This is a genomic window from Enterobacter wuhouensis, from assembly GCF_035835995.1.
GTDB lineage: Bacteria > Pseudomonadota > Gammaproteobacteria > Enterobacterales > Enterobacteriaceae > Enterobacter > Enterobacter wuhouensis.
The window spans coordinates 4,365,106-4,384,446 of the sequence record NZ_CP142124.1 but is presented as its reverse complement, the minus strand read 5'-3'; the positions used below and the strand labels follow the sequence as shown (position 1 = coordinate 4,384,446).

The window sequence follows — 19,341 nt, the reverse complement described above, 5'->3', positions numbered from 1 at the left end:
ATGACCACAACATTACGACCGCACGACCTCATCTGGCTTACCGCGCGCGACGCGCTGGAAGGCATCACCGAATCCTGGGTGGAGGCGGCCTGGCACACTGGACTGCCTGTGGTGGTGCGGCGTGATGTTGATAGTGAAGGCCGCATTCCCGTTGGCGTGCGTGGATTGCGCCGCGACCAGCGGGCGGCCGGATGGGTGAAGCCGGAAAACGTGCTGCGCGTGGTTTCACCTGAAGACCTGAGCGTTACAGCCGATCTGCTGCGCTCGCCCTTTGTGACTCAGCCACCGGTTCAGGTGGCGCTGCAGCTTGCTCAGCAGCCGTGGCCCTGGACGTGGGGCATTACCGGCAGCACCGGCTACGCGCTGGCAACCGGTATACCGGTGATTCATGCCGACAGCGATCTGGACCTGCTGATCCGCGCCCCGCAGCCCGTTTCTCCTGACGCGTTTACAGCCTGGCAGTCTCAGCTTGGCCGCGCGCTGTGTCGGGCGGATACGCAGGTGGATACGCCCGAGGGCGGATTCGCGCTGGCGGAGTGGCTGCGCGACGGCAAAACGCTGTTAAAAACGCAATGTGGGCCGCGCCTGGTGGCGGACCCGTGGCGCAGGGAGGAGTGATGAAAATACTGTTTACCTTTCCGGGGCAGGGCACGCAGCACGAAGGCATGCTGCAAAACCTGCCGGGAATGGAGCTGGCTCAGGCGCGCGAGGTGCTTGGGGATGAAGTCGATAATCTCGACAGTGCCGCCTCGTTAACCCATACCCGCGCGGTTCAGCTTTCGCTGCTGATTGCCGGCGTGGCCTGGGCGCGCGAGCTGGAGCGTCGCGGCGTGACGCCGGATATCGTCAGCGGGCTGTCCATCGGCGCTTATCCGGCGGCGGTTATCGCGGGTGCGCTGGACTTTTCGGACGCGCTGAGGCTGGTGGCGCTGCGCGGTGACCTCATGGAGCAGGCCTACCCGCACGGCTACGGCCTGACGGCCATCATGGGCTTAACCCTGCCGCAGGTGGAAACGCTGATCCAAGGCACCGGAACCTACATCGCCAACCTGAACGCCGAAACGCAGATCGTGATCGCCGGAAGCGATGACGGGATGGCGCAGGCGGCAGAACGCGCGCTGGCGAAAGGGGCGAGCAAGGCCAGGCGGCTGGCGGTGAGCGTGCCGTCGCACTGCGAACTGCTGGCGGAACCGGCACAAAAGCTGGCGTCGGCGTTTGAATCGGTCAGCCTTTCCCGCCCGCGCTGCGCGTACCTGAGCGGCAGCACCGGGCGCGTGCTCTGGCAGCCGGAAAAGATTGCCGACGATCTGGCGATGAACATGGCGCGCACCGTGCGCTGGCAGGAGGCGGTGATCTCCGCTAACGAGCGTGAAGCGCGGCTGGCGATTGAAATGCCGCCCGGCGGCGTACTGACCTGCCTGACGCGTCAGGCCGCGTGGGAAGGGGAGACCATCTCGCTGGAGCGCAGCGGGGTGGACGTGGCGGTACATCTGGCGAAGCGGCTTCGTGCGTGATCTTTTGCCCGGTGGCGGCTGCGCCTTACCGAGCCTACGGGTTCGGTTGTCTTGTTCTGTATCACACACCTTCCTGCAGGCTGCGGGCATACATCCGCCCCTCGGCGGCTAATGCCCGCAGGCTCGGGTCCTGCTCGCGGTTGCGGGCAAAGACGATCGCGATAAGCTGCTGCATCTGGTACGGCTGCGCCAGCTTCAGCAGCTGCACCGAATTCTCATACACTTTCTTCATCCTGCCCGGCATCAGCGTAAACCCAACGCCCGCCTGCACCAGGCTCAGCATCGAGAAAATATCATTCACGCGGGTGACGATTTCCGGCTCGAACCCGGCGATATGAAACGCTTCCTGAAACCCGGCGTACGTGGCGAACCCTTCCGCCAGGGCGACAAATTTCTGGTCTTTGTAATCACGCAGATCGGCGGGCCCGCTGGTATTCAGCGTGGCGGAGGCGGGGGCGGCAAGGAAAATGTCGTCGTGGAAGAGGGGCAGCACTTCGAGGCTGTTACGGTCGATGTCGCTTTCGGAGATGGAGATCAGAATCGCGTCCAGCGAGCCTTCATCCAGCATGTGCAGCAGGGTGTCGTTGGAGCCCATCGTCAGATCCATCTCCAGATCCGGACGGCGGAGCTTCATGCCCATAATCAGGCGCGGCACGGTTTCCAGCGTCAGGGAGTAGAGCGTGCCCACGCGCAGCCGCCCCTGGCCGATACCGGCGATTTTGCGGGATTCCTCGAGCCCGCGCTCCATCACCTGCATCACCTCCTGGCAATACTCCAGCAGCGTCCACGCGGAGGGGAGCGCAATCAGGTTACGCCCTTTGTGGGTAAAGAGCGGACAGCGCACGTTCTCTTCCAGCGTGTGCAGCGCGCGGTGAACGCTGACGCCGCTCAGGCCAAGCGTTTCGGCGGTGCGCGCGATATTGCCCTTCTCCATGAAGGTCATGAAGATGCTGAGCTTGCGGAACGTAATCTCGCTCGTGATATCGAAACCCATAACCCTCCCGGCGTGTTAGTCGGCCTGCAGCATCGCTTCCAGCTGCTCCTGCGCGTCCAGCCACGCCATTTCACACTCCTCGAGGCTGGATTTGGTTTTTGCCTGGGTTTGCAGGCAGTCGGTCAGCTCAGCCTTGCGGCTCTGGTCGTACAGCCCGCTGTCGCCCAGCTTCTCTTCAACGGCGGCAAGCGTGGCGTTGAGCTTTTCCATCTCTTTTTCAAGACGGGCGATTTCCTTGCGCAGCGGCTGCGTCTGGGTGCGCAGCTCCGCCTCGCGGCGCTTCTGGTCTTTACGCGACTGCGCGCTGTTGGCGTTGTCCTTCGCTGACTCTTCCGGCTGGTTTTCCTGCTTCTGCACGTCCGTCAGCCACTGCTGGTAGTCTTCCAGGTCGCCGTCGAACGGTTCGACTTTGCCGCCGTGGACTAAATAGAGATCGTCCGTGGTGGAGCGGATCAGGTGACGGTCGTGCGAGACGACAACCAGCGCGCCTTCGAACTCAATCAGCGCTTCGGTCAGCGCCTGACGCATGTCGAGATCCAGGTGGTTGGTCGGTTCATCGAGCAGCAGCAGGTTCGGGCGCTGCCAGACGATCAGCGCCAGCACCAGACGGGCCTTTTCGCCGCCGGAGAAGCGCTCGGTGTTTTCGGTGACCTTATCCCCCTGGAAGCCGAAGCCGCCGAGGTAGTCGCGCAGCTTTTGCTCCATCTCCTGCGGTGCCAGACGCGCCAGGTGCTGAATCGGCGATTCATCCGCGCGTAAAAATTCCAGCTGATGCTGGGCGAAGTAGCCCAGCTTGATGCCCTTCGCCAGGCCGATTTCACCGCTGACCGGGTTAAGCTCGCCCGCCAGCAGCTTGATCAGCGTCGATTTACCGGCACCGTTACGCCCCAGCAGGCCGATACGTGAACCCGGGACCAGGTTGAGCTTGATGGAGTCGAGAATAATGCGGTCGGCATAGCCCGCGCTCACTTTTTCCATCTTCAGGAGCGGGTTTGGCAGGCTTTCCGGCGCACGGAAGCTGAAGTGGAACGGGTTATCCACGTGCGCCGGGGCAATCATCTCCATGCGTTCCAGCATCTTGATGCGGCTCTGGGCCTGCTTCGCTTTTGAGGCCTTGGCCTTAAAGCGATCCACGAAGCTCTGCAGGTGCGCCACGCGCTGCTGCTGGCTTTCGTACATGGACTGCTGCTGGGCAAGACGCGTCGCGCGCTGGCGCTCGAAGGAGCTGTAGTTGCCGGTGTATTCGAACATCGTTTGCTGTTCGATATGGATGATTTTATCCACCACCGGGTCGAGGAAGTCGCGGTCGTGGGAGATCAGAATCAGAGTGCCCTGATAGCTCTTGAGCCACTTCTCCAGCCAAATAACGGCATCGAGATCGAGGTGGTTGGTGGGTTCATCGAGCAGCAAAAGGTCAGAGCGACAGATCAGCGCCTGGGCCAGGTTAAGGCGCATGCGCCAGCCGCCGGAGAAGTCGCTGACCGGGCGTTCAAGCTGTTCGTTGCTGAAGCCCAGACCGTGCAGCAGGCTGGAGGCGCGGGAGCGAATGGTCCAGGCGTCGATGGCGTCCAGCTTGCCGTGAACGGTGGCAATGGCGTGACCGTCGTTGCGCTCGTTGGCGGCGTTGAGTTCCGCCTCAAGCCTGCGGTATTCGCGGTCGCCGTCGATAACATAGTCGAGCGCCGGTTCGCTCAGCGCAGGCGTCTCCTGGTTAACCCAGGCCAGCTGCCAGTTCCCCGGATAGGTAAAGTTACCGCCATCAGCGCTAATCTCGTTTTTCAGCAGGGCGAGCAGGGTCGATTTACCGCAGCCGTTTTTGCCGACCAGACCCACCTTTTGGCCCGGGTTGATGGTAGCGGTCGCGTTATCCAGCAGGACGCGCACGCCGCGACGAATTTGTAACGAGGAGAAAACAATCATAGAAGCGCCGTATGTTCCGACTATGTTAATTTGTCATTATGATAATGTAAGGTGTGGGCCACTTTCCCCACCGGGCCGCCATGGTAGCCCAAAACGACAACAATACACAAAAACAGAACCGGGAGGGGAGTGATGTCTCAGACAGCGAAAGTGCTGCTGCTGTATGCCCATCCGGAATCTCAGGACTCGGTGGCGAACCGGGTGCTGCTTAAGCCGGCCACACAGCTCAGTAACGTAACGGTGCACGATCTCTACGCGCACTATCCTGATTTCTTTATCGATATTCCTTACGAGCAGGAACTGCTGCGTCAGCATGACGTGATCGTGTTCCAGCATCCGCTTTATACCTATAGCTGTCCGGCGCTGCTGAAAGAGTGGCTGGACCGCGTGCTGAGCCGGGGCTTTTCCAGCGGGGTGGGGGGCAACCAGCTCGCGGGAAAGTACTGGCGTAGCGTTATCACTACCGGCGAGCCGGAGAGCGCCTACCGCCACGACGGGCTGAACCGCTATCCGATGAGCGATATTCTGCGGCCGTTCGAGCTGACGGCGGCGATGTGCCGCATGCACTGGATGAGCCCGATTATCGTTTACTGGGCACGGCGACAGGAGCCGAAAGCGCTGGCGAGCCATGCCAGAGCCTACGGTGAATGGCTGGCGTCACCCATTCCGGCAGGAGGTCGCTGATGGAAGGATCAAATCTCCTGCTTGCCGGGGTGTTGTTTCTGTTCGCGGCGGTTGTCGCGGTGCCGCTGGCCGCCCGTATCGGCATCGGCGCGGTGCTGGGCTATCTGTTAGCCGGTATTGCCATTGGCCCCTGGGGGCTGGGATTCATCAGCGATGTGGATGAAATCCTCCACTTCTCCGAGCTGGGCGTCGTCTTCCTGATGTTTATCATCGGCCTGGAGCTGAACCCGTCCAAGCTGTGGCAGCTCCGTCGCTCTATCTTCGGCGTGGGCGCGGCGCAGGTGTTGTTCAGCGCGGCGATCCTTGCCGGACTGCTGATGATGACGGACTTCTCGTGGCAGGCGGCGACAATCGGCGGGATTGGCCTGGCGATGTCGTCCACGGCAATGGCGCTGCAGCTGATGCGCGACAAAGGAATGAACCGTAACGAAGCCGGACAGCTGGGCTTTTCGGTCCTGCTGTTCCAGGATTTGGCGGTGATCCCGGCGCTGGCGCTGGTGCCGCTGCTGGCCGGTTCCGGTGACGATCATTTCGACTGGGTGAAAGTCTCCATGAAGGTGCTGGCCTTCGCGGGGATGCTGATTGGCGGACGTTTCCTGCTGCGCCCGGTGTTCCGCTTTATTGCCGCCTCGGGCGTGCGCGAAGTCTTTACCGCCGCGACGCTGCTGCTGGTGCTCGGGTCCGCCCTGTTTATGGACGCGCTGGGGCTGTCTATGGCGCTCGGTACGTTTATTGCCGGGGTACTGCTCGCCGAGAGTGAATATCGACACGAGCTGGAAACAGCCATCGATCCCTTTAAGGGGCTGCTGTTAGGGCTGTTCTTTATTTCGGTGGGCATGGCGCTGAATCTGGGCGTGCTCTATACCCATCTGCTGTGGGTGATTGCGAGCGTCGCCGTGCTGGTCGCGGTGAAGACGCTGGTGCTCTACGTCCTGGCACGCGTTTACGGGCTGCGCAGCTCGGAAAGAATGCAGTTCGCCAGCGTGTTAAGCCAGGGGGGAGAGTTCGCGTTTGTGCTGTTCTCTACCGCATCTTCCCAGAAACTGTTTAAAGACGACCAGATGGCGCTGCTGCTGGTAACGGTGACGCTGTCGATGATGACCACGCCGCTGCTGATGAAGCTGGTGGATAAAATGCTCTCCCGCCGCCTGAACCCGGTGGATGATGAGGATGAGGCCCCGTGGGTGGAAGACGATAAGCCGCAGGTGATTGTCGTGGGGTTTGGCCGTTTTGGACAGGTCATTGGTCGCCTGCTGATGGCGAACAAAATGCGCATCACGGTGCTGGAGCGCGATATCAGCGCGGTCAACCTGATGCGCAAATATGGCTATAAGGTTTACTACGGCGACGCGACCCAGCTTGAACTGCTGCGCTCGGCCGGGGCGGAAGCGGCAGAGTCTATCGTCATCACCTGTAACGATCCGGAAGATACGATGAAGCTGGTGGAGCTCTGCCAGCAGCATTTCCCGCATCTGCATATTCTGGCGCGTGCGCGCGGACGTGTTGAAGCTCACGAACTTTTGCAGGCGGGTGTGAAACACTTCTCCCGCGAGACGTTCTCGAGCGCGCTGGAGCTGGGGCGCAAGGCGCTGGTGTCGCTGGGCATGCATCCCCATCAGGCCCAGCGTGCCCAGATGCACTTCCGCAGGCTGGATATGCGGATGCTGCGCGAGCTGATGCCGGTGCATAGCGACACGGCGCAGATCTCCCGCGTGCGGGAAGCGCGTCGCGAACTGGAGGAGATCTTCCAGCGCGAGATGCAGCAGGAACGACGCCAGCTCGACGGCTGGGATGAATTTGAATAAAGGGTAACGAAAGATGGCTGTACGTAAACGCTTTATCGCGGGAGCAAAATGCCCGACCTGCCAGGCGCAAGATACTTTGGCCATGTGGCGGGAAAATAATATTGATGTGGTTGAGTGTGTTAAGTGCGGTCACCAGATGCGCGAGGCCGATAAAGAGGCCCGCGATCACGTTCGCAAAGAAGAGCAAGTGATCGGCATTTTTCATCCAGACTAGCGATATGCTCTGAGTTTTTTTAAGCTTAAGGGTACACGGGTGCAGATTTCCGCTACAATCTGCGCCAGCAATTTTCCCACGCTCAGGAGATATCATGAAAGTAGCAAAAGACCTGGTGGTCAGCCTGGCCTATCAGGTACGTACAGAAGACGGTGTGTTGGTTGATGAGTCTCCGGTGAGTGCGCCGCTTGACTACCTGCATGGTCACGGTTCCCTGATTTCTGGCCTGGAAACAGCGCTGGAAGGTCATGACGTTGGCGACAAATTTGACGTTGCTGTAGGCGCGAACGACGCTTACGGTCAGTATGACGACAACCTGGTTCAGCGCGTGCCTAAAGACGTGTTCATGGGTGTTGACGAGCTGCAGGTTGGCATGCGCTTCCTGGCTGAAACTGACCAGGGCCCGGTGCCGGTTGAAATCACCGAAGTTGAAGACGACCACGTTGTGGTTGACGGCAACCACATGCTGGCTGGCCAGAACCTGAAGTTCAACGTAGAAGTTGTTGCGATCCGTGAAGCAACCGAAGAAGAACTGGCTCACGGCCACGTTCACGGTGCGAACGGTCACGACCATGACCACGACCACGGCCACGACGGCTGCTGCGGTGGTCACGGTCACGATCACGACCATGGCCACGACCACGGTAAAGGTGGTTGCGGCAACGGCGGCTGCGGCTGCCACTAATACCCGTCGTCTTTCAAGCCGCCTTCCAGCGACCTGAAATCCATAGGGTATTTGACATGTAGGCCCGGTAAGCTTCGCGCCACCGGGCACAAAAAAAGCGGGGAGATCCCGCTTTTTTTACGCCTCAATAATGAGGTGGTGGCGTCTCTTCTGACTGAGAGGCAATGTGCGATGACTGGGTTGCCTTCACTTTTTCAGTGAGAAGCCGCATTAAATCGCGCAGTTTTGCCATTTCAAGCTCATGGGCGGTCACCGTCTGGTTTAGCTCTTCGATGGTGATGTCCTGAAAAGCCAGGCGGCTTTCCAGCTCAGCCAGTCTCGCTTCTATCAATGTGTCCTGCATCATTCACCTCGTCTATTTCTGGTTTGCCACGATGGGCTCGCGGCGGCGAATTTTAACCGAGTTTATGCCTAAGTACAGTATCCATCCCATTGGCAAGAAACTTATTTAAACAAAAATAGTCTGAAAAGAGGCGAGAATCGGGGGAGTCTGTCTGTAGATTTCTTCCGCAACGATTTATAGTACGTTACTCATTTACGTTTAATGCTGGGGTGAGAGTCCCCAGGCCCTGGAGATATGGATGAAATCACTGTTTAAAGTAACGCTGCTGGCGACGACGATGGCTGTTGCACTGAATGCGCCGCTGTCTTTCGCAGCTGACACTGCTGCGAAGCCTGCTGCGACTGCAGACAGCAAAGCGGCGTTCAAAAATGACGACCAGAAATCCGCCTACGCACTTGGCGCATCTCTGGGTCGTTACATGGAAAACTCTCTGAAAGAACAAGAGAAACTGGGCATCAAACTGGACAAAGCGCAGCTGATCGCGGGTGTTCAGGATGCATTTGCAGACAAGAGCAAACTGTCTGACCAGGAAATCGAGCAGACTCTGCAGGCGTTTGAAGCGCGCGTGAAAGGCGCCGCTCAGACCAAGATGGAAGCAGATGCCAAAGACAACGAAGCGAAAGGCAAAGCCTATCGTGACACCTTTGCTAAAGAGAAGGGCGTAAAAACTTCCTCTACCGGTCTGGTGTATAAAGTTGAGAAAGAAGGTACCGGCGATGCGCCTAAAGACAGCGACACCGTTGTGGTTAACTACAAAGGTACGCTGATCGACGGTAAAGAGTTCGACAACTCCTATACCCGCGGTGAGCCTCTCTCCTTCCGTCTGGACGGTGTTATCCCAGGCTGGACTGAAGGCCTGAAGAACATCAAGAAAGGCGGCAAGATCAAACTGGTTATCCCACCGGATCTGGCTTACGGCAAAACCGGCGTTCCGGGTATCCCTGCGAACTCTACCCTGGTATTCGACGTAGAACTGTTGGATATCAAACCGGCTCCGAAAGCGGATGCGAAAGCAGACGCACCGGCTGACGATAAAGCCGCTGCAGCGAAGAAGTAATCTCGCAAAAAACCGCCGCCTTTTAGGCGGCGGTTTTTTTTATTGTGGGGCAGATAGAATTAACACTGGAAAGCGTTATACACGCTGTATTAATTTAGTTGTCCGTGTAGATAATGAGCCTGCCCTGAAAACGTAACGACAGGCTCCTGAAAAGGAGTGTTTTTTTCATGTCCAGGTCGCTTTTAACCAACGAAACCAGTGAGCTTGATTTGCTGGATCAACGTCCTTTCGATCAGACCGACTTCGATATTCTGAAATCCTACGAAGCGGTGGTGGACGGGTTAGCGATGCTCATTGGGTCCCACTGCGAAATCGTATTGCACTCCCTGCAGGATCTGAAGTGTTCCGCCATCCGCATTGCGAATGGTGAACATACTGGCCGTAAAATTGGTTCGCCAATCACCGACCTTGCATTGCGTATGCTGCATGACATGACCGGCGCGGACAGTAGCGTCTCCAAATGTTATTTCACCCGCGCCAAAAGCGGCGTGCTGATGAAATCAGAAACCATCGCAATTCGAAACCGCGAGCACCGCGTGATCGGGCTGCTGTGCATCAACATGAACCTTGATGTGCCATTCTCGCAAATTATGAGCACCTTCATTCCACCAGAAACGCCGGACGTGGGCTCTTCGGTTAACTTTGCCTCCTCCGTGGAAGACCTGGTGACGCAGACGCTTGAGTTCACTATTGAAGAAGTGAATGCCGATCGCAACGTATCAAACAACGCCAAGAATCGTCAGATCGTGCTGAACCTCTACGAGAAAGGCATTTTTGATATCAAAGATGCCATCAACCAGGTGGCCGACCGTCTCAATATCTCCAAGCACACCGTCTACCTCTACATTCGCCAGTTCAAAAGCGGTGATTTCCAGGGGCAAGACAAGTAATGCGTTTTGCATTAATGGTAACAGGTCCGGCGTATGGGACTCAGCAGGCCAGCAGCGCGCTGCAGTTTGCTTATGCGCTGCTTGATGCGGGACACGAGCTGGCGAGCGTCTTCTTCTATCGTGAAGGGGTGTATAACGCGAACCAGTTTACCTCACCGGCGAGCGATGAATTTGATCTCGTGCGCGCGTGGCAGGCATTAAACGAAAAGCAGGGCGTTGAGCTGCACATCTGCGTGGCAGCGGCATTGCGCCGTGGCGTGACCGATGCAACCGAAGCCGCGCGTCTTGGATTATCGGGTTCTAACCTGCAGCCCGGTTTTTCGTTGAGTGGTCTGGGTGCACTGGCACAGGCGGCATTAACCTGCGACAGAGTGGTGCAATTCTGATGAAGCGCGTAGCATTTGTTTTTACGTCTGCGCCGCACGGCAGCGCTTCTGGCCGAGAAGGGCTGGATGCGTTACTTGCGACTTCCGCGCTGACCGAAGATATCGGTGTCTTCTTTTTGGGCGACGGCGTATTTCAGCTTCTGGCGGGGCAACAGCCTCAGGCCATTCTGGCGCGTGATTATATCGCGACGTTCAAAGTGTTACCGCTTTACGATATCGAAACCTTCTTTGTTTGTGCTGACTCTTTGGCCGCGCGTGGTTTAAACGAGGCAACGCCTTTCGTGCTGGATGCGACAGTCCTGCCTTCTGCTGCATTGCGCGAACACCTTTCCCACTACGACACTGTTCTGACTTTCTGAGGCCGTCATGCTCCATACCCTGAGCCGTTCACCGTGGCAATGTGATATCGACGCGTTAATGCGTATGCTGCGCGAGGGCGATGCTCTGCTGCTGATGCAGGATGGCGTGCTGGCTGCGCTTGAAGGCAGCCGTTTCGTTGAAATCCTCAATAGTGCCCCCATATCGGTCTCTGCGCTGAAAGACGATCTTGATGCGCGGGGCCTGTCTGGTCAAATTTCAGCCAAAATTGACGTGATTGGCTATACTGAGTTCGTCAATCTAACGGTGAAACATGCCAGTCAAATGAACTGGTGATTTGAGATCGCTGTATATTTCTTGACACCTTTTCGACGTAGCCCTAAAATTTCGCGTCCTCATATTGTATGAGGTCGATTTATTACGTGTTTACGAAGCAAAAGCTAAAACCAGGAGCTATTTAATGGCAACAGTTAACCAGCTGGTACGCAAACCACGTGCACGCAAAGTTGCAAAAAGCAACGTGCCTGCACTGGAAGCCTGCCCGCAGAAACGTGGCGTATGTACCCGTGTATATACCACCACTCCTAAAAAACCAAACTCCGCACTGCGTAAAGTATGCCGTGTGCGTTTGACTAACGGTTTCGAAGTGACTTCCTACATCGGTGGTGAAGGTCACAACCTGCAGGAACACTCCGTGATCCTGATCCGTGGCGGTCGTGTTAAAGACCTTCCGGGTGTTCGTTACCACACCGTTCGTGGTGCGCTCGACTGCTCAGGTGTTAAAGACCGTAAGCAGGCTCGCTCCAAGTACGGCGTGAAGCGTCCTAAGGCTTAATGGTTCTCCGTTAAGTAAGGCCAAACTGATTTATCTTAATGTCACACTAAACTCTTTGAGTTTTGGACAATCCTGAATTAACAACGGAGTATTCCCATGCCACGTCGTCGCGTCATTGGTCAGCGTAAAATCCTTCCAGATCCGAAATTCGGATCAGAACTGCTGGCAAAATTTGTAAATATCCTGATGGTAGATGGTAAAAAATCTACTGCAGAAGCAATCGTATACAGCGCGCTTGAGACCCTGGCTCAGCGTTCTGGTAAAAATGAACTGGAAGCTTTCGAAGTCGCTCTCGACAACGTTCGCCCAACTGTAGAAGTTAAGTCCCGCCGCGTTGGTGGTTCTACTTATCAGGTTCCAGTTGAAGTTCGTCCGGTTCGTCGTAATGCTCTGGCAATGCGTTGGATCGTTGAAGCTGCTCGTAAACGCGGTGATAAATCCATGGCTCTGCGTCTGGCGAACGAACTTTCTGATGCTGCAGACAACAAAGGTACTGCAGTTAAGAAACGTGAAGACGTTCACCGTATGGCAGAAGCCAACAAGGCGTTCGCACACTACCGTTGGTAATCCCTTCGGAGTATTAGTCACCAGGCGGGCGCTTCAGAGAAGCCGCCCGCTCTGGGTAACTTAACTGAACGCCTAAAGAAACAAACGAGGAATCAAATGGCTCGTACAACACCCATCGCACGCTACCGTAACATCGGTATCAGTGCGCACATCGACGCCGGTAAGACCACTACTACCGAACGTATTCTGTTCTACACCGGTGTAAACCATAAAATCGGTGAAGTTCATGACGGCGCTGCCACCATGGACTGGATGGAGCAGGAGCAGGAGCGTGGTATTACTATCACCTCCGCAGCGACTACTGCATTCTGGTCAGGTATGGCTAAGCAGTACGAACCGCATCGCGTAAACATCATCGACACCCCGGGCCACGTTGACTTCACCATCGAAGTAGAACGTTCCATGCGTGTTCTTGATGGCGCGGTAATGGTTTATTGCGCAGTTGGTGGTGTTCAGCCACAGTCTGAAACCGTATGGCGTCAGGCGAACAAATATAAAGTTCCACGCATCGCGTTCGTTAACAAAATGGACCGTATGGGTGCTAACTTCCTGAAAGTTGTTGGTCAGATCAAAACCCGTCTGGGCGCGAACCCTGTTCCGCTGCAGCTGGCAATTGGTGCTGAAGAAGGCTTCACCGGCGTTATCGACCTGGTGAAAATGAAAGCCATCAACTGGAACGAAGAAGACGCAGGCGTTACCTTCACTTACGAAGATATCCCGGCAGAGATGCAGGACCTGGCTGACGAATGGCACCAGAACCTGATCGAATCCGCGGCAGAAGCTTCTGAAGAGCTGATGGAAAAATACCTGGGTGGTGAAGAACTGACTGAAGAAGAGATCAAAAAAGCTCTGCGTCAGCGTGTTCTGAACAACGAAATCATCCTGGTAACCTGTGGTTCTGCGTTTAAGAACAAAGGTGTTCAGGCGATGCTGGATGCGGTAATTGATTACCTGCCATCCCCGGTTGACGTTCCTGCGATCAACGGCATCCTGGACGACGGTAAAGATACTCCGGCTGAGCGTCACGCAAGTGATGACGAGCCGTTCTCTGCACTGGCGTTCAAAATTGCTACCGACCCATTCGTTGGTAACCTGACCTTCTTCCGCGTTTACTCTGGTGTGGTTAACTCCGGTGACACCATCCTGAACTCCGTGAAAGCGGCGCGTGAACGTTTTGGCCGTATCGTACAGATGCACGCTAACAAACGTGAAGAGATCAAAGAAGTTCGTGCGGGCGACATCGCTGCAGCTATCGGTCTGAAAGACGTGACGACTGGTGACACCCTGTGTAACCCAGATCACCCGATCATTCTGGAGCGTATGGAATTCCCTGAGCCGGTAATCTCCATCGCAGTTGAACCAAAAACCAAAGCTGACCAGGAAAAAATGGGTCTGGCTCTGGGCCGTCTGGCTAAAGAAGACCCATCATTCCGCGTATGGACTGATGAAGAATCTAACCAGACCATCATCGCTGGTATGGGTGAACTGCACCTGGACATCATCGTTGACCGTATGAAGCGTGAATTCAACGTTGAAGCGAACGTGGGTAAACCTCAGGTTGCTTACCGCGAAGCAATTCGCTCTAAAGTTACCGATGTTGAAGGTAAACACGCTAAGCAGTCTGGTGGTCGCGGTCAGTACGGTCACGTTGTGATCGACATGTACCCACTGGAGCCGGGCTCTAACCCTAAAGGTTACGAGTTCATCAACGACATCAAAGGTGGTGTAATTCCTGGTGAATACATCCCTGCCGTTGATAAAGGCATCCAGGAGCAGCTGAAAGCGGGTCCTCTGGCTGGTTACCCGGTTGTTGACATGGGTGTTCGTCTGCACTTCGGTTCTTACCACGACGTTGACTCCTCAGAACTGGCGTTTAAACTGGCTGCTTCTATCGCCTTTAAAGAAGGCTTTAAGAGAGCGAAACCAGTTCTGCTTGAGCCAATCATGAAGGTTGAAGTAGAAACTCCTGAAGAGAACACCGGTGACGTTATCGGTGACTTGAGCCGTCGTCGCGGTATGCTGCGTGGTCAGGAATCTGAAGTAACTGGCGTTAAGATCCACGCTGAAGTTCCACTGTCTGAAATGTTCGGATATGCAACTCAGCTGCGTTCTCTGACCAAAGGTCGTGCATCATACACCATGGAATTCCTGAAGTATGATGATGCGCCAAACAACGTTGCTCAGGCCGTTATTGAAGCCCGTGGTAAGTAATCCACAGGATTAAAACCTAAGTCCCGTGCTCTCTCCGAAGGGGAGAGCACTATAGTAAGGAATATAGCCGTGTCTAAAGAAAAATTTGAACGTACAAAACCGCACGTCAACGTTGGTACTATCGGCCACGTTGACCATGGTAAAACTACCCTGACTGCTGCAATCACTACCGTACTGGCTAAAACCTACGGCGGTGCTGCTCGTGCATTCGACCAGATCGATAACGCACCAGAAGAAAAAGCTCGTGGTATCACCATCAACACTTCCCACGTTGAATATGACACCCCGACTCGCCACTACGCACACGTAGACTGCCCAGGCCACGCCGACTATGTTAAAAACATGATTACCGGTGCTGCGCAGATGGACGGCGCGATCCTGGTTGTTGCTGCGACTGACGGCCCAATGCCTCAGACCCGTGAGCACATCCTGCTGGGTCGTCAGGTAGGCGTTCCTTTCATCATCGTGTTCCTGAACAAATGCGACATGGTTGATGACGAAGAGCTGCTGGAACTGGTAGAGATGGAAGTTCGTGAACTGCTGTCTCAGTACGATTTCCCAGGCGATGATACTCCAATCATCCGTGGTTCTGCTCTGAAAGCGCTGGAAGGCGAAGCAGAGTGGGAAGCGAAAATCATCGAACTGGCTGGCTTCCTGGATTCTTACATCCCAGAACCAGAGCGTGCGATTGACAAGCCATTCCTGCTGCCAATCGAAGACGTATTCTCCATCTCCGGTCGTGGTACCGTTGTTACCGGTCGTGTAGAGCGCGGTATCATCAAAGTTGGCGAAGAAGTTGAAATCGTTGGTATCAAAGAGACTGCTAAGTCTACCTGTACTGGCGTTGAAATGTTCCGCAAACTGTTGGACGAAGGCCGTGCTGGTGAGAACGTTGGTGTTCTGCTGCGTGGTATCAAACGTGAAGAAATCGAACGTGGTCAGGTTCTGGCGAAGCCAGGCTCAATCAAGCCACACACCAAGTTCGAATCTGAAGTGTACATCCTGTCCAAAGACGAAGGCGGCCGTCATACTCCGTTCTTCAAAGGCTACCGTCCACAGTTCTACTTCCGTACAACTGACGTGACCGGTACCATCGAACTGCCAGAAGGCGTTGAGATGGTAATGCCAGGCGACAACATCAAAATGGTTGTTACCCTGATCCACCCAATCGCAATGGACGATGGTCTGCGCTTCGCAATCCGCGAAGGCGGCCGTACCGTTGGCGCGGGTGTTGTTGCTAAAGTTCTGGGCTAATTCATTATCCCTGAATGAAAAAAGGACGCTTCGGCGTCCTTTTTTGTTTTTTGTCATTACGCGCTTGTCACAAATTTTCGCATTTTTTGTCCGCACCCGTTCCGTATCCCGCCGCTTGTGCTATTGTAATCATAACCATTCTCACTTACACTTTGCGCATATTTTGAACGGGAGTCTGTATGTACGTTTGTTTATGTAATGGTGTGAGTGACAAAAAAATTCGTCAGGCCGTTCGTCAGTTTCAGCCTCAGTCCTTCCAGCAGCTTCGCAAGTTTGTTCCGGTGGGAAATCAATGCGGTAAGTGCGTGCGCGCCGCGCGTGAAATTATGCAGGACGAATTGATGCAGATCCCGGAATTCAAAGAGATCGCCTAAGCGCATATCTTTTTTTTGACATCCCTGTAGCCCGTTCTACGCTTCAATGAGTGGAAGCGGAGGGACTATATAATGAAAGGTGATGTTAAAATCATAAGTTATCTCAATAAATTATTGGGAAATGAGCTTGTCGCAATCAATCAGTATTTTCTCCATGCAAGAATGTTCAAAAACTGGGGTCTGACTCGCCTCAATGATGTTGAATACCATGAGTCCATCGATGAGATGAAACACGCCGATAAATACATTGAGCGTATTTTATTCCTCGAAGGCATTCCTAACCTGCAGGATCTCGGTAAGCTGGGCATCGGAGAGGATGTCGAAGAGATGCTGCGTTCGGACCTCCGGCTGGAGCTCGAAGGTGCGAAAGATCTTCGCGAAGCCATTGCCTATGCTGACAGCGTACACGACTATGTTAGTCGCGATATGATGATCCAGATCCTGGCGGACGAAGAAGGGCATATCGACTGGCTGGAAACCGAACTGGATCTCATCAGCAAAATCGGCCTACAGAACTATCTCCAGTCGCAGATTAAAGTGGAAAGCTAATCAGATTTTGCCAGCCGACGCATAAACCCGCTGCCGCCAGAAATGGCCCAAAAGGCAGTGGGTTTTTTAATGTCCGTTTAGCCGGAGAGAGCGTAGATATGGCCAGATGGCACAGAAGTGCCATGAGCGCAGCAACGAACGCCATTATCGGCAGCACGCACCAGCCATGCCATGCGCCAAGCGCGCCCAGGTATTTTACATCGCCATAGCCCATCCCTTCATGTCCATACATAAGTCGATATCCCCAATAGATAACAGAATCCAACATAGCCCGCCATCGCGCCAACCACTGAACTGGCAAGAAAATCTGGATGAATGCAGAGCTGGAACAGCAGGCCTGACCATAACAGCGGGCAGAGGTATTTATCAGGGAGAATACCGAACCGGATATCTTCTCGTACCAGTAATAGAGAAAAAGAAAAATAAAGCAGCAGGAAGGGGAGGGTGGTTAGCATAGAGTAAGCCTCTGAAAAGATTTCAGCGCATACTCCGCGCTTCGCATTGGCCGGACAACGGGCAAAAGTGAAACTTGCGTAGCGCTTTCAAAACAAGAGATGCGATGGGATTCGTTGCTTAGAATATTGCGAGGGCGCACGCAAACAGTGGCTTTGGCGCTTAATTTCTAAACGGCACTTGCGTCTTTCCCTGATTTACGTATAATGCGCGGGCTTGTCGTAATTGACGGCGGGTTCAATCTGAACCAGAGTAACAAATTTGTTGCTCAACAATGCTCCCAATTGGGGAGCTACGTAAGAACGGTTACACTCTCCCATCAATCGTAATGGGTTTGAGGAGTAATCATTTTCGTTTATAAAATAATTGGAGCTCTGGTCTCATGCAGAACCAAAGAATCCGTATCCGCCTTAAAGCGTTTGATCATCGTCTGATCGATCAATCAACCGCGGAAATCGTCGAGACTGCTAAGCGCACTGGTGCGCAAGTCCGTGGTCCGATCCCGCTGCCGACCCGCAAAGAGCGCTTCACCGTTCTGATCTCCCCGCACGTCAACAAAGACGCGCGTGATCAGTACGAAATCCGCACTCACAAGCGTCTGGTTGACATCGTTGAGCCAACTGAGAAAACCGTTGATGCTCTGATGCGTCTGGATCTGGCTGCCGGTGTAGACGTGCAGATCAGCCTGGGTTAATCAGGTCATCGAGCGATTGAGAGGTTGATACAATGATTGGTTTAGTCGGTAAAAAAGTGGGCATGACCCGCATCTTCACTGAAGATGGCGTTTCAATCCCAGTAACCGTAATCGAAGTTGAAGCAAACCGCGTTACTCAGGTTAAAGATCTGGCTAACGATGGCTACCGCGCTGTTCAGGTGACCACTGGTGCTAAAAAAGCTAACCGTGTAACCAAACCAGAAGCGGGTCACTTCGCTAAAGCTGGCGTAGAAGCTGGCCGTGGTCTGTGGGAATTCCGTCTTGCTGAAGGCGAAGAGTTCACCGTAGGTCAGGACATTAGCGTTGAGCTGTTTGCTGACGTTAAAAAAGTTGACGTAACCGGTACCTCTAAAGGTAAAGGTTTTGCTGGTACCGTTAAGCGCTGGAACTTCCGTACCCAGGACGCTACTCACGGTAACTCCTTGTCTCACCGCGTTCCGGGTTCAATCGGTCAGAACCAGACTCCGGGCAAAGTGTTCAAAGGCAAGAAAATGGCAGGTCAGCTGGGTAACGAACGTGTGACCGTTCAGAGCCTGGACGTAGTACGTGTTGACGCTGAGCGCAACCTGCTGCTGGTTAAAGGTGCAGTTCCGGGTGCAACCGGTAGCGACCTGATCGTTAAACCAGCTGTGAAGGCGTAAGGGGATAGCAATGGAATTAGTATTGAAAGACGCGCAGAGCGCGCTGACTGTTTCCGAAACTACCTTCGGTCGTGATTTCAACGAAGCGCTGGTTCACCAGGTTGTTGTTGCTTATGCAGCTGGTGCTCGTCAGGGTACTCGTGCTCAGAAGACTCGTGCTGAAGTAACTGGTTCTGGCAAAAAGCCATGGCGCCAGAAAGGTACCGGCCGTGCGCGTTCAGGTTCTATCAAGAGCCCGATCTGGCGTTCAGGTGGCGTGACCTTCGCTGCGCGTCCACAGGACCACAGTCAAAAAGTTAACAAAAAGATGTACCGCGGCGCGCTGAAAAGCATTCTGTCCGAACTGGTACGTCAGGATCGTCTGATCGTTGTCGAATCATTCTCTGTTGAAGCGCCTAAAACTAAGCTGCTGGCACAGAAACTGAAAGACATGGCTCTGGAAGATGTGCTGATCATCACCGGTGAGCTGGACGAGAACCTGTTCCTGGCCGCACGTAACCTGCACAAGGTTGACGTACGCGATGCGACTGGTATCGACCCGGTTAGCCTGATCGCCTTCGACAAAGTCGTAATGACTGCTGATGCTGTTAAGCAAGTTGAGGAGATGCTGGCATGATTCGTGAAGAACGTCTGCTGAAGGTGCTTCGCGCACCGCACGTTTCTGAAAAAGCGTCTACTGCGATGGAAAAAACAAACACCATCGTTCTCAAAGTTGCTAAAGACGCGACCAAAGCAGAGATCAAAGCTGCTGTGCAGAAACTGTTTGAAGTCGAAGTCGAAGTCGTTAACACCCTGGTCGTTAAAGGGAAAGTTAAACGTCACGGACAGCGTATCGGTCGTCGTAGCGACTGGAAAAAAGCTTACGTCACCCTTAAAGAAGGCCAGAACCTGGACTTCGTTGGCGGCGCTGAGTAAGTCGGAGGAGTAATACA

The 19,341-nt window shown here is 54.7% G+C and carries 24 protein-coding genes and 1 pseudogene; 21 read left to right on the top strand and 4 right to left on the bottom strand.

The window, feature by feature from the left end; all coding sequences use genetic code 11:
• Positions 1-618 carry a malonate decarboxylase holo-ACP synthase gene (locus tag VPX56_RS20985; RefSeq protein WP_326468697.1) on the top strand — a complete coding sequence of 206 codons (618 nt, stop codon included), beginning with the start codon at positions 1-3 and terminating at the stop codon, positions 616-618.
• Entirely contained in the window at positions 618-1,514 is an 897-nt protein-coding gene (gene mdcH / locus VPX56_RS20980; protein ID WP_326468695.1) for a malonate decarboxylase subunit epsilon, read from the top strand. Before VPX56_RS20985 ends, mdcH begins: the two co-directional genes overlap by 1 nt.
• A 61-nt stretch (positions 1,515-1,575) precedes the next feature.
• Here mdcH and VPX56_RS20975 read toward each other — a convergent pair whose 3' ends face one another.
• Both VPX56_RS20975 and VPX56_RS20970 read right to left on the bottom strand, forming a co-directional pair.
• Positions 1,576-2,508, bottom strand: coding sequence for a LysR substrate-binding domain-containing protein (locus tag VPX56_RS20975; RefSeq protein ID WP_326468694.1), 933 nt, complete (start codon positions 2,506-2,508; stop codon positions 1,576-1,578).
• Between the two features lie 15 nt (positions 2,509-2,523).
• Positions 2,524-4,428 carry an ABC transporter ATP-binding protein gene (locus VPX56_RS20970; protein ID WP_131635105.1) on the bottom strand — a complete coding sequence of 635 codons (1,905 nt, stop codon included), beginning with the start codon at positions 4,426-4,428 and terminating at the stop codon, positions 2,524-2,526.
• A 132-nt stretch (positions 4,429-4,560) separates the two neighbouring features.
• Between VPX56_RS20970 and kefG the strand changes: the two genes are divergently transcribed.
• The 4 genes from kefG to slyD all read left to right on the top strand — a co-directional run bounded on the left by kefG (position 4,561) and on the right by slyD (position 7,816).
• Positions 4,561-5,112, top strand: a complete 552-nt coding sequence (gene kefG / locus VPX56_RS20965) for a glutathione-regulated potassium-efflux system ancillary protein KefG (protein WP_074160922.1) — start codon at positions 4,561-4,563, stop codon at positions 5,110-5,112.
• Positions 5,112-6,917, top strand: coding sequence for a glutathione-regulated potassium-efflux system protein KefB (kefB, locus tag VPX56_RS20960; RefSeq protein ID WP_131635104.1), 1,806 nt, complete (start codon positions 5,112-5,114; stop codon positions 6,915-6,917). The genes kefG and kefB overlap by 1 nt, the downstream gene beginning before the upstream one ends.
• A gap of 13 nt (positions 6,918-6,930) precedes the next feature.
• On the top strand, positions 6,931-7,131 hold the full coding sequence (locus tag VPX56_RS20955; protein WP_010436300.1) for a YheV family putative zinc ribbon protein: 201 nt from the start codon (positions 6,931-6,933) through the stop codon (positions 7,129-7,131).
• 94 nt (positions 7,132-7,225) lie between these two features.
• On the top strand, positions 7,226-7,816 hold the full coding sequence (slyD, locus tag VPX56_RS20950) for a peptidylprolyl isomerase (RefSeq protein WP_119937639.1): 591 nt from the start codon (positions 7,226-7,228) through the stop codon (positions 7,814-7,816).
• 124 nt (positions 7,817-7,940) lie between these two features.
• Here slyD and VPX56_RS20945 read toward each other — a convergent pair whose 3' ends face one another.
• Complete coding sequence (locus VPX56_RS20945; RefSeq protein ID WP_131635235.1) at positions 7,941-8,159, bottom strand: protein SlyX; 219 nt, start codon at positions 8,157-8,159, stop codon at positions 7,941-7,943.
• A gap of 238 nt (positions 8,160-8,397) precedes the next feature.
• Here VPX56_RS20945 and fkpA point away from each other — a divergent pair, with 238 nt between their 5' ends.
• The 11 genes from fkpA (at position 8,398) to bfr (ending at position 16,600) form a co-directional block, all read left to right on the top strand.
• Complete coding sequence (fkpA, locus tag VPX56_RS20940) at positions 8,398-9,216, top strand: FKBP-type peptidyl-prolyl cis-trans isomerase (RefSeq protein WP_080329016.1); 819 nt, start codon at positions 8,398-8,400, stop codon at positions 9,214-9,216.
• Positions 9,217-9,383: 167 nt separating this feature from the next.
• On the top strand, positions 9,384-10,106 hold the full coding sequence (locus VPX56_RS20935) for a helix-turn-helix transcriptional regulator (RefSeq protein WP_014171909.1): 723 nt from the start codon (positions 9,384-9,386) through the stop codon (positions 10,104-10,106).
• Positions 10,106-10,492: a sulfurtransferase complex subunit TusD gene (gene tusD, locus VPX56_RS20930; RefSeq protein ID WP_131635103.1), complete on the top strand. Its 387-nt coding sequence runs from the start codon at positions 10,106-10,108 to the stop codon at positions 10,490-10,492. Before VPX56_RS20935 ends, tusD begins: the two co-directional genes overlap by 1 nt.
• Positions 10,492-10,851, top strand: a complete 360-nt coding sequence (gene tusC, locus VPX56_RS20925) for a sulfurtransferase complex subunit TusC (RefSeq protein ID WP_131635102.1) — start codon at positions 10,492-10,494, stop codon at positions 10,849-10,851. Before tusD ends, tusC begins: the two co-directional genes overlap by 1 nt.
• A gap of 7 nt (positions 10,852-10,858) precedes the next feature.
• Positions 10,859-11,146, top strand: a complete 288-nt coding sequence (gene tusB, locus VPX56_RS20920) for a sulfurtransferase complex subunit TusB (protein WP_131635101.1) — start codon at positions 10,859-10,861, stop codon at positions 11,144-11,146.
• Between the two features lie 124 nt (positions 11,147-11,270).
• Entirely contained in the window at positions 11,271-11,645 is a 375-nt protein-coding gene (gene rpsL, locus VPX56_RS20915) for a 30S ribosomal protein S12 (protein ID WP_000246815.1), read from the top strand.
• A gap of 96 nt (positions 11,646-11,741) precedes the next feature.
• Complete coding sequence (gene rpsG, locus VPX56_RS20910) at positions 11,742-12,212, top strand: 30S ribosomal protein S7 (protein WP_004106370.1); 471 nt, start codon at positions 11,742-11,744, stop codon at positions 12,210-12,212.
• Positions 12,213-12,308: 96 nt separating this feature from the next.
• A complete protein-coding gene (gene fusA / locus VPX56_RS20905) occupies positions 12,309-14,423 on the top strand; it encodes an elongation factor G (RefSeq protein ID WP_131635100.1) in 2,115 nt (704 codons plus the stop codon).
• 69 nt (positions 14,424-14,492) lie between these two features.
• Positions 14,493-15,677 carry an elongation factor Tu gene (gene tuf, locus VPX56_RS20900; RefSeq protein WP_326468683.1) on the top strand — a complete coding sequence of 395 codons (1,185 nt, stop codon included), beginning with the start codon at positions 14,493-14,495 and terminating at the stop codon, positions 15,675-15,677.
• Positions 15,678-15,856: 179 nt separating this feature from the next.
• Entirely contained in the window at positions 15,857-16,051 is a 195-nt protein-coding gene (bfd, locus tag VPX56_RS20895) for a bacterioferritin-associated ferredoxin (RefSeq protein WP_003863268.1), read from the top strand.
• 72 nt (positions 16,052-16,123) lie between these two features.
• The gene (bfr, locus tag VPX56_RS20890; protein ID WP_003863270.1) at positions 16,124-16,600 is read left to right on the top strand and encodes a bacterioferritin; all 477 of its coding nucleotides are present in this window, start codon (positions 16,124-16,126) and stop codon (positions 16,598-16,600) included.
• On the opposite strand, the pseudogene VPX56_RS20885 reads toward bfr, so the two are convergent.
• Positions 16,584-17,055: pseudogene (locus tag VPX56_RS20885) on the bottom strand (prepilin peptidase). The gene bfr and the pseudogene VPX56_RS20885 overlap by 17 nt on opposite strands.
• A gap of 380 nt (positions 17,056-17,435) precedes the next feature.
• On the opposite strand from VPX56_RS20885, the gene rpsJ reads away from it, so the two are divergent.
• From rpsJ to rplW, 4 genes are read left to right on the top strand one after another with little or no spacing between them, the layout of a single operon-like run.
• Complete coding sequence (gene rpsJ, locus VPX56_RS20880; protein ID WP_001181005.1) at positions 17,436-17,747, top strand: 30S ribosomal protein S10; 312 nt, start codon at positions 17,436-17,438, stop codon at positions 17,745-17,747.
• Positions 17,748-17,779: 32 nt separating this feature from the next.
• The gene (rplC, locus tag VPX56_RS20875; RefSeq protein ID WP_006178923.1) at positions 17,780-18,409 is read left to right on the top strand and encodes a 50S ribosomal protein L3; all 630 of its coding nucleotides are present in this window, start codon (positions 17,780-17,782) and stop codon (positions 18,407-18,409) included.
• A gap of 10 nt (positions 18,410-18,419) precedes the next feature.
• Positions 18,420-19,025, top strand: a complete 606-nt coding sequence (gene rplD / locus VPX56_RS20870) for a 50S ribosomal protein L4 (protein WP_003031119.1) — start codon at positions 18,420-18,422, stop codon at positions 19,023-19,025.
• Entirely contained in the window at positions 19,022-19,324 is a 303-nt protein-coding gene (gene rplW, locus VPX56_RS20865; protein WP_000617546.1) for a 50S ribosomal protein L23, read from the top strand. Before rplD ends, rplW begins: the two co-directional genes overlap by 4 nt.
• Positions 19,325-19,341: the final 17 nt, after the last annotated feature.